Below are 8,527 nucleotides of genomic sequence, written 5' to 3'. Positions count from 1 at the left end.
TAGTCAGGCTCGTGCGCCAATAAAATTTTGACGTCATGCGCGGGAATGCCGCGCAGCGCCTTTTCGGGACGCGCGGCGCCGCAAAGGGGATCGTCCAGACCGACAAGATGGCATCCGGGGACATCGGGAATGGGAACAGAGGCGTTCAGCAGCATATGAACGCCCACATGCTCCAAGCGACGCCGTATCCAGCGGCGTCCCCCACACCACCAGTCATGGTTGCCCAGGACTCCGTAGACTCTCCCAGGCAGAGCGACGGCGAGAGGCGCGAGCGCCTCCGCGCACGGCCCGATCCATTTGTCCGCGTGAAGCCCGGAAACGAAGTCGCCCGTCAGAACCACGATATCGGGCTTTTGGGCGAGCAGCATCCGAACGGCGTGATGTGTCCGGGCGAGCGCTTCGGGAAAGTCACAGTGGAAGTCGCTGAGCTGTCCTATTCGAAATGGCGCGCGGCCGGCTGGCCATCCGGCAATGGCGACTTCGGTTGTCTCGACGACCAGATGGGACGCCTCATGCCGATGCGCGTAAAGCTCGGCGCCGGTCCCGGCGGCGATGAGGCCGCTCACTTGCAAAAAACGACGGCGGGTGAGCGAGCGGGAAGAGTTCTTGGGTTTGCTGATGGGTGGTGTGTCGTTTGGCTGGTTCATGGTGTTGTGTTCACCATTGACTACGATTGTAGGAAAGCATTTTGTTCCTGGAATAAGCCTCAAGAAGCCGGCGAATTTATTCGCCGGCTTCTTGAGGCAGAACGGCATTGAACCATTTCTTATCGCTGGACGTTTGCGACGGCGCCCGCCTTCACGATGCCCATGTCGATGAACTGCCCGCCCACGCGGTTGTGGCAGTGCACGGCGATCACGTTCTTGCCGGGCTTCAGGGCCGCGCGGCCGGCGTCCGTCATCGCGATGTCCGTGTACTGACCGGCGTAATCGGGCGCATCGGCGGCGAGGACGCCGTTGATGTAGACCTGCGCATCGTCGCCGTGAATGATGCTCACCGCGAGTTTCGCCGGAAGATTGGCGGGAAGGTCGATCTCGCGGCGGATCCAGATATCGTCCGTCGTCCATTCGGTTCGGACCGAGTTGGAGTCGTGGCCGAATCCGGCGGGTCCAGTCTTCCAAGCGGAGGCGTCGCCGGTGGCTTCGCCCACGACCTTGCCCCGATCCAGAGCGGTGATCTTCACCTGCGTGGCCTTGATCCGTACGTTGTCCGGCGCTTCGGGCGTGACGGTTACGCGAAGCGCATTGCTGTCGATATCCGGCGTGAGATCGAGATTGCCGATATGCGCCGTGGAGACCGGCTCCAGCCAGACAGTTTGCCAGATCCCGGTCGCCGCCGTGTACAAGATGCCGCCGGGCTTGAGGCGCTGCGTGCCGATAGCCTGTCCGGGGTTGGCGTCTACAAGATTGTCCACGCCGACAACGATCTCCTGTGGCCCGGAAGCCGCGAGGGCGTCGGTGATGTCCAGCGTCCACTCGTCGTAACCGCCTTTGTGCGCGGGGAACGACTTGCCGTTCACATAGACGGTGGTTTCCCAGTTGACCGCGCCGAAGTGCAGCAGAACTCGTTTACCGCCCCATTTGCTCGAAACCGTGAAATTGCGCCGGTACCAGACATGGTCTTCATGCCGCCCCACTCCTGAAAGAGCCGCTTCGCCTTTTTGTGCGGCGGCAAACTCCCAGGAGCCGTTCAAATTGCGCCAATCGCTGCGGACCATCTGTGGACGAGGATACTCCGGCAGCGACTTGCTGAGGGTAACATCCTTCGCCCAGCGCGTGGGCAGGCGTCCTCCGGAGATTGTCTACGCGTGCGCGGACGCACACAGCAGCGCCAGCCATACGCTGATGATCGGCGCGTGGTAATGCTTCATTCGTTGCTCCTTGAGGATTTGGAAATTGCCCCGCGTTCGAGCGGGGCATTTTGTCTTACGGAAAAAGATCGCGGAAGTTACGCCGCGCCGCTTTCGCCCGCAACAGGCGACGGAGCCGGCGCGGCGAGACCGTGGTAGTTAGCGACGGCGAAGAACAGGGCGCAGGTCATCACGATCCCGGCGCACCAATACGGCGACTGCATGCCGTAGTGGTGGTAAAGCCAGCCGCCGGCGGCAGGCCCGGTGGCGCGGGCGAGACTGTCGAACGAAGCGCTCAGACCGAGCGACGCGCCCTGCGAATGGGCGGATGTCTTGCGCGAGATCAGCGCGCGCAATGCGGGCGAGTTCAGACCGTTGCCGCAGGCGAGCGGGATCATCGGCCCGAGCATTAGCAATCCCAGTGTTTTACAAAATGGGAAAGTCAGAAAGCCTATCGCCATGAGCGCAACCCCGGCGATGACAAGTTTGGGTTCGCCGTAACGCTTCACCAAGGGACGGATCGCGCCGCCCTGAATCAGCACAATGAGGAAACCCAGGTAGGCATAGACGCCACCTTGAACCATCGGCGAATTTTTACCGGCGTACCCAAAATGCTGCATCAGATAAGTGGAAAATGTACCTTCCAAATTAGCAAAGGCAAAGGTTACGGCGAAAGTGAGAACATACAGGAACCCGAGGGGGCCAAAGGCGGCGCGGGCCATCATCGCGATCCGACTCGCCTTGCTCACTGAAGTGTCGGACACTGGAATAGCGATGCGCGTCGGTTCCGGGAGGTACTTCCAGATGTACAGGAGGTTCACGAAGGCAAGCCCCGCCGATACGAACAGCGGCAGGGAGAGAGAGATGGAGCCAAGCGGTCCGCCGATAGCCGGACCAAGGAGAAACCCCACGCCGAACGACGCGCCGATCATCCCGAGCCCGGCCGCGCGATGCTCCGGCGGCGTGACATCGGCGGCGTACGCCTGCGCAATGGCGAGCGTGGCGGAGGAGAAAATTCCCGCCAAAATTCGAGCCGCAAATAACATACTAAGTGAGTGCGACAGCCCAAACATGGTGTAAAATATAACATCGCCGGCGAGCGAAAGCATGAGCAGCGGCTTACGCCCGATCCTGTCGGACAGACGTCCCCAGATCGGCGCAAATACGAACTGCATCAAGGCGTAGATCGCTATCAGCCAGGCGCCGTATTCGCCAATAAGGCGCGGATCATGTGCGCTCACCCCCGGCCCCAGAGCTTCCGTGATGAAGTACGGGATGAGCGGGATGATAATGCTGAAGCCAAGCACGTTGATAATCACGGCGATGGCGAGCAGTCCCAGCTTCGTGTGCATTTCACGATATTCGGGTGAGCTGGGCTTTTTGGCGGGCTTCGCGTCCTTCGCGGCGCGGGCGGGTTTGGACTGTTCGTTGCCGGGACGCATGCGTTCTCATTACTCCGTCGTGCAAAAATTTCGTCCCTAGTATACCAGATTCCCCGGAACCTCTCACCAAGGCTTTCGGAGACGCAGACACAGTAGTTTTCACGAATTTCATCCCTAACGCCTGCTTGGCAGGAATTTTGCAGTGTAATTCATACGATAATCGACCGCTCTCTTATTTTTTTAAAGGAACCGTTATGAGCGAATACAATCCGTTTGAGGACTCCATAGCCGGCAAGGGCCTGCATGAGATCAACAACTCCCCGAAGGAGACCGCGTCAGCGCAGACCGCCACCTCTACCGCCAACCCGCCCTACGTACCGCCTGTCAATCCGCCGTATGAGCCCTACATTCCTACGCCGGCTATCCAGCAGCCGTATCAGCCCACACCGCCGCCAGGGTCATCCATTCACTACTCCGCCGGCCAGAGCGCATACGCGGGCGCGCCAGCCGCTCGCTACGATCTGGCGGGCAATCCGCTTCCGCCGGAACCGATGGCGGCCCCGCAGCAGCAGTACGCCCCGCCGCAGTCACCGTATGGCGCTCCCCCTCCGCAGCAGCCTTACGGATACGCTGGGGATCCGGCCTATGGCGGCGCTCAAGCGCCGTATGGAGCCCCGCAGGCTCCGTATGGAGCGCCGCAAGGCGCTTGGCCTCCGCCGCCCGGGCAGACCGGCTCGTCGCTATTTGACATGCAGGCGGCAAACACTTCCGGCCAGCAGGGAGACGTTCCGGCGGAAATCGAGCGGCTGCATTGGAACTGGGGCGCGTATTTCCTCCCCATACTCTGGTGCCGCTGGCACGGCATGACCGGCCTGGCTGGGCTTCTCTCCGCGACTGCGTTCTGCGTGCGGCTGCTGAGATACATGCCCGGCGCAATGCATCCTGTTTTCTATGCAACTTATTCGTTGTTCTGGCTTTCGGTGAGCATCTATATGGGCCTTAACGGACACAAGATGGCGTGGAGGAACCGGCGATATTTCGGCGGCGTCGCAGAGCACTTACAGGTGCAGCGCGCCTGGCTCGTCGGCGGCGCTCTGGCCGGTCCCATTATCGTAATCACCGGCATCATTTTCTTAACCAGCCTGGCGATTGCGTCAAGGCCGTCACCTTCGACTTATGGCTCCGGCTCCAGCTATAATAGCCCTGCGGGCGGTGGATTTGGTGACGGATCGACTGCAAACCCGCAAGGGTTCAACGACGGCGCCGCCCCTCAGCCTGGCTTCACAGGAGACAGCGCTCCGTCGTCCGGCTTCACGGGTGAAAATGCGCCGCCCCCCAGCTTCAACGGAGGCGCCGCTCCGCAGCCAAGCTTCAATGGACCTTCCAATGTCCCGCCGCCGCCGACATCCGGCGTTCCGACAGATTAAGCCTGATCCGTTAAGCTCCGCAAGAAAGTAAGACACGATGCCACAATACGACCTGGCCGGCAACCCATTGCCGGACGATACGCCGCCCCGTACCGACCTCGCGGGCAACCCGCTTCCGCAAAGCGGCCCGCCGCCAGGATACAGCCAGCAGCCCTATGGCGGCCCGCCCCCGGCCGGCGGCTACGCACCGCCGCCAGGATACGGAGCGCCCCCGCCATACGGTCAGCAGCCCGGCGCATGGCCTCCGCCGCCGACTAACAATCCATATGGACAGTTGCAGCAAAATACATCGGGCATGAATAGCACAGTTCCGCCCGAGATTGCCGCGATGAAATGGAACTGGGGAGCCTTTTCCCTGCCGTTCCTTTGGTCACTGAATCATAAAATGCGCGGTTATGCTGCAATCGCCTTTGTGCTGGCAATGATCGACCGGGCAACAGGAACATTTGACACTCCGATGGGAATAGCCAGCAGCTTGGTGTTTCTGGCGTTTTCCATCTATATGGGCGTCAAGGGCAATGAACTCGCTTGGCGCAACCGTCGATTTGACGGCGGCGTCACGCAGTTTATCAGCACACAGCGCGCCTGGATGGGCTGGGGAATTGCCATATTTATCTTGGGTGTTATCGCATTTGGCTTCGTTACGTTTTTCTTGGGAGCGTCTGGAGGAACTCAAGCTCCATCGGGCGGGAGCCAGCCTTCGCCGTTCTAAAAGAATGGATGAGGAATTATTTTCAGGCTTTTGACATTTTCCGGACCAATATGCTATACTAGCGGGTCAATCTTTTGTACGATCACACAGCGGGAGTGTTACTCATATGGCGAAAGTATGTGCATACAGTGGGCGCAAGGCCCAGGCGGGACGCTGGACGCGGCACCCGCACTCGGGAGCTTGGGCTCATCGCGCGCCGCAGAAGGCGCGACGTTTCGAAGTCAATCTGCAGTCGGTAACGATCAACACGCCGTCCGGCAAAAAGAAGATCAAGGTTGCGGCGCGCATGCTTACATCGCGCAACTTCCAAGCGATCATGGCCGGCACCAAGCCCGTTCCGAAGCATCTGCTCTAATCCGTCCGGATTATTTTACAAGAAGCCGCCGCTTTGTCTTTCGACAGAGCGGCGGCTTTTTTGTCTTAATTCCCTATCACTCTTCATGAAATCATCATTGCCGTTGATAATACCGATAGTAATCACCAAGCAGTCGAGCGCAAAGGATGCATAAGATGAAGCTAAACACCAACTTGAAGACGAACAGAGATCGGGCAGCGCTCGCCGTGATAGGCGCGGCGCTGATGCTTTCCTTCCTCACGACGGCGCGTACGGAGGCGAAGCCGGACGCGACCGCTGTCCATGCGCCCATTGTCTTTTCGGGGGGACATGATACCGATCCTCAGGATCGAGGCCGGCCGGTGGTTCTCGTCGCCGGCGCGCTCGGCGTTCCGACCGATGTGTTTCGTGAGGCGTTTCGACATGTCCACCCCGCCCCCGCCGGAACCGCGCCGAACCAGGAGGATGTCCGCAGAAACAAGCAAGCGCTGCTGGACGCCCTCGGCCCTTACGGGATTACAAACGAGCGGCTGGACGAAGTCTCGAACTACTATCGATATGTGCGCAGCCGTGGAGAGATGTGGCCGGTGCAGTCCGCCGAAGGATACGCCCTGGTCAAAAAAGGCGTGGTGGTCGGTTATGTAGTGACGAACGGAGGATCTGGATATAGCTCAGCGCCGATCGTCTCCGTGCCGTCTATCCCAAGCGCTTCGGCGGCGGCGACGCTGACGTTCAGCAAGGACTTTGACCGGAACGGTGCGATCTCCGCCGTGACCGTAGTCCGGTAATCAGGGCCGACGCACACCAAAACGAGCGCCGTCAATCTTAGATCACGCCGTCGGAGCGAGTTCCTTGAACGCATAAACCTGTGCGACGATCTGTTCCCAGGAAAGCGTTTGGCCCGCAGTCCAGGCGGCGTGGAAGGGAATGGCTCCTAGCTCTTCCTTGAGCCATTGGAGCTGCTCCTCAAATCCAGGCTCCTCGGCGGGAGGCAGCGGAAAGTGATATCGCTTGCGCAGCGCCGCCGATGCGCCCAGCAGCCGTGCGCAGAGTGCAAGCTCTTCACGCGCTTCGGCGATCCGGCTCAAACAGGCGAGGCAGAGCGCGGCTGTCCAGCGCTGCCCAAGCGCGTTGAAGAGGCGCTGCGATTCCAGCAGATACTCCACGGCGGCGTCATATTCTCCCTGCGCGAGAGCGACCTGTCCCAGCGCCCCCAGCGTGCCGGCGACGCCAAGCAAGTCTCCATCCTGACGACGAAGCGCAAGCGCTCGGTCAAATTGATTTTTCGCCTCGACGTAGTCCTCCAGCCGTATGGAGATATTGCCAAGGTTATGGTAGGCGCCCGCCTCCTCCCACTCGGAGAGAGGGGCAAGGAGCTCATCTCCATGCGCGTCACGACGCCGCGCCAGACTTTTCTCGAACAAACGGCCGGCGGCGGCGTAGTCGTGCGCCCAGAAACGCAACGTGCCCAGCCCGAGCAGAGCGCCGGCCTCTCCCAATATCGCTCTTCGCTCACAGGCGATGTCCAGCGCCTCCTGGTGAAGCGCCTCGGCTTCTTCATACTTCGCGAGAAGCGACGCCAAATGTCCCGCCGCGTTCAGAACATCCATGCGGGTCCGGGTTTGTCCATGGGGGACGCCGCCGCGAAGAAGCACGGCGCAGCGGCTGTAGCCTTCCTGCAGATAACCGTGAGCGCGCCAAAACGGCGCCAGGGCGGCGGCGAGACGCAGGCCGGATTCGCGCGCCTGCGGCTGGGCGACGGATCGGTCCAGCGCCGCGCGCAGGTTATCATGCTCCGTCTCCAGCACGTCGAGCCAGTATGATTGTCCCGACCGACGCAGCTTCGGCGCCGCCTGCGCGGCCAGGTCTTCAAAATAAGACAGATGCTGCTGATGGAGCGTTTCTGTATTACCGCGCTCTTCCAGCTTGGTGAGGCCAAAGACACGTATGCTCTCAAGAAGAGCGTAACGGACCTCCCCGTCACCAGTCTCCGACACCGTCACCAGAGACGCTTCCTGAAGATCCGCCAGCAGGTTCAGCACATTCGGCTCCGCGCAGACGGTCTCGGCGGCGCTCAAATCCCATCCTCCTCGGAATACGGCCAGTCCGGCCAGAAGCGACTGCTGATCCGAGTTCAGCAGCCGCCAGCTCCATTCCAGGGCGGCATCCAGACTCCGCTGGCGCTCCGGCAGATCCGCGAGACGCGCTTCCGGCATTCCCAGTCCCTGTGACACCCGCTCCCACATCTTGCGCGGCGGCAGCAGGCGCACCCAGGACGCCGCCAGCTCCAGGGCAAGCGGACTGCCCTCCAGCGCCCGGCAAAGGGCGGCGATATAAGCGGCGTTCGTGGCGCTGAGGCCAAAATCGGGCCGCACGGCCTGCGCCCGGTCCATGTAAAGCCGTACGCTGGGCACGCGCAGAAGCGTCTCCAAATCTTCAGGCGACACCTCCCTCTCCGAAGCATCGTCGTCCCACAACAGCTCTGGAACCTCCAGCGGCTCTACCGAAACGATTTGCTCGCCCTGAAGTCCCAATGCCCGGCGCGACGTGCAAAGAACGATCAATCTTGGGGAGCGAGCCAGCAGATCCAGGACGATTCGGGCGGTGGCGAGAGCGCCGTCACCGGCAAGCAGCTGCTCCAGATTGTCGAGCACCAGCAAGTCACGGGCGTCCTCCGACTGGTCCCGCCCGGCGAAGTACGCGGCGATGCGCTCCTCGGGCGCGCTCCCTGGAGGCAGGCGCAAGCTATGAGCAATGCGAGCAGGAATCTGTTCCGGATCGGCGACATCGGCCAATGGGATAAAGCCGCACCAGAGGCCGAAG

Annotated in this window: 9 protein-coding genes; 5 read left to right on the top strand and 4 right to left on the bottom strand. The window is 61.1% G+C overall.

Translation table 11 applies throughout. From position 1 onward, the window contains the following. Positions 1 to 647 (bottom strand): metallophosphoesterase (locus tag ABIZ35_RS08535; protein WP_348219465.1); only part of this gene is annotated, 647 nt, incomplete at its 3' end. 119 nt (positions 648 to 766) lie between these two features. Then, on the bottom strand, positions 767 to 1,717 hold the full coding sequence (locus ABIZ35_RS08530) for a sugar-binding domain-containing protein (RefSeq protein ID WP_348219464.1): 951 nt from the start codon (positions 1,715 to 1,717) through the stop codon (positions 767 to 769). Between ABIZ35_RS08530 and ABIZ35_RS08525 the strand changes: the two genes are divergently transcribed. Next, the gene (locus ABIZ35_RS08525) at positions 1,695 to 1,862 is read left to right on the top strand and encodes a hypothetical protein (protein ID WP_348219463.1); all 168 of its coding nucleotides are present in this window, start codon (positions 1,695 to 1,697) and stop codon (positions 1,860 to 1,862) included. The genes ABIZ35_RS08530 and ABIZ35_RS08525 overlap by 23 nt on opposite strands. 85 nt (positions 1,863 to 1,947) lie before the next feature. Here the strand turns inward: ABIZ35_RS08525 and ABIZ35_RS08520 are convergent, their stop codons facing one another. Then, complete coding sequence (locus tag ABIZ35_RS08520) at positions 1,948 to 3,291, bottom strand: MFS transporter (protein WP_348219462.1); 1,344 nt, start codon at positions 3,289 to 3,291, stop codon at positions 1,948 to 1,950. Positions 3,292 to 3,485: 194 nt separating this feature from the next. On the opposite strand from ABIZ35_RS08520, the gene ABIZ35_RS08515 reads away from it, so the two are divergent. The 4 genes from ABIZ35_RS08515 (at position 3,486) to ABIZ35_RS08500 (ending at position 6,492) form a co-directional block, all read left to right on the top strand. Next, complete coding sequence (locus ABIZ35_RS08515) at positions 3,486 to 4,658, top strand: hypothetical protein (RefSeq protein ID WP_348219461.1); 1,173 nt, start codon at positions 3,486 to 3,488, stop codon at positions 4,656 to 4,658. Positions 4,659 to 4,695: 37 nt separating this feature from the next. Further along, the gene (locus tag ABIZ35_RS08510; protein ID WP_348219460.1) at positions 4,696 to 5,370 is read left to right on the top strand and encodes a hypothetical protein; all 675 of its coding nucleotides are present in this window, start codon (positions 4,696 to 4,698) and stop codon (positions 5,368 to 5,370) included. Between the two features lie 106 nt (positions 5,371 to 5,476). Beyond that, positions 5,477 to 5,725 (top strand): L28 family ribosomal protein, encoded by a 249-nt coding sequence (locus ABIZ35_RS08505; RefSeq protein ID WP_119322868.1) that lies wholly within the window; start codon positions 5,477 to 5,479, stop codon positions 5,723 to 5,725. A 155-nt stretch (positions 5,726 to 5,880) separates the two neighbouring features. Beyond that, positions 5,881 to 6,492, top strand: coding sequence for a hypothetical protein (locus ABIZ35_RS08500; RefSeq protein WP_348219459.1), 612 nt, complete (start codon positions 5,881 to 5,883; stop codon positions 6,490 to 6,492). 42 nt (positions 6,493 to 6,534) lie between these two features. On the opposite strand, the gene ABIZ35_RS08495 is transcribed toward ABIZ35_RS08500, so the two are convergent. Beyond that, the coding region (locus ABIZ35_RS08495; RefSeq protein ID WP_348219458.1) for a tetratricopeptide repeat protein at positions 6,535 to 8,527 on the bottom strand (1,993 nt) is incomplete at its 5' end.

It is taken from the genome of Capsulimonas sp., from assembly GCF_039929585.1.
Taxonomy (GTDB): Bacteria; Armatimonadota; Armatimonadia; order Armatimonadales; family Capsulimonadaceae; genus Capsulimonas.
Note: the sequence above shows the minus strand (reverse complement) of the source record. Positions and strands in the feature narration are given on the sequence as shown.

Coding starts and splice junctions, on each gene's coding strand:
- ABIZ35_RS08505 (WP_119322868.1), top strand. CDS start 5,477: ATGGCGAAAGTATGTGCATACAGTGGGCGCAAGGCCCAGGCGGGACGC.
- ABIZ35_RS08515 (WP_348219461.1), top strand. CDS start 3,486: ATGAGCGAATACAATCCGTTTGAGGACTCCATAGCCGGCAAGGGCCTG.
- ABIZ35_RS08520 (WP_348219462.1), bottom strand. CDS start 3,291: ATGCGTCCCGGCAACGAACAGTCCAAACCCGCCCGCGCCGCGAAGGAC.
- ABIZ35_RS08500 (WP_348219459.1), top strand. CDS start 5,881: ATGAAGCTAAACACCAACTTGAAGACGAACAGAGATCGGGCAGCGCTC.
- ABIZ35_RS08510 (WP_348219460.1), top strand. CDS start 4,696: ATGCCACAATACGACCTGGCCGGCAACCCATTGCCGGACGATACGCCG.
- ABIZ35_RS08530 (WP_348219464.1), bottom strand. CDS start 1,717: ATGGTCCGCAGCGATTGGCGCAATTTGAACGGCTCCTGGGAGTTTGCC.